This window comes from Variovorax sp. 01T432, assembly GCF_056398605.1.
The window spans coordinates 1-560 of the sequence record NZ_JBFTPS010000156.1 but is presented as its reverse complement, the minus strand read 5'-3'; the positions used below and the strand labels follow the sequence as shown (position 1 = coordinate 560).

Sequence of the window (560 nt, the reverse complement as noted above, 5' to 3'; positions counted from 1 at the left end):
GCCGCGCCGCGCTGTGCATCGGCCGCGCGCGCGGCGCGGATGTCCACCTGGCCCAGGGCCTGAACGACGTCGCTCAGTTCAGCGCTTGCCTTGGGCATCGCGGGCAGGTCGAGCGCCTGGCTGGCCTTGCGCTCGATGGCGTCGAGCTTGGCCGCGCGCGTCGCGCTCAGGCCGGCGGTCTTGAGCTCTGCGCGTGTGGGCATCAGTTCCGCGGCGCCGAGCTCGCGCGCCGCGCCCAGCGAGGCATTGTTCGGCAGGCTCGGCGAGCCGCTGAGCAATGCTCGGGAATAGAAGTCGACGTACTTGGCGTACTTGTCCTTGCCGAGCGGGCTGACCTGCCGGGTGTGCTCCTGGCTGAGCAGGGCCTGGCGCATGGAAGCGCGCACGCCCTGTCCCTCGGTCTTCTCGCGCGCGCTGGCGAGGGTATCGAGCAGGCGGGTGACGGCGTGGGCGAGTTCGGGCGCGGCCGTCATGCCGCGCTGCCCGGCGGCGATGCGCGAGGCGATGTGCAGGAGGTAGGGCGTCTCGCCGCGCATCGCATCGGCCGAGCGCAGGCGGTC

The 560-nt window shown here is 72.7% G+C and carries 1 protein-coding gene; it reads right to left on the bottom strand.

Annotated elements, in window-relative coordinates; all coding sequences use genetic code 11:
- Positions 1-560, bottom strand: a 560-nt coding sequence (locus AC1DNF_RS35765; RefSeq protein ID WP_478153676.1) for a hypothetical protein, incomplete at both ends; no start/stop codon positions are given.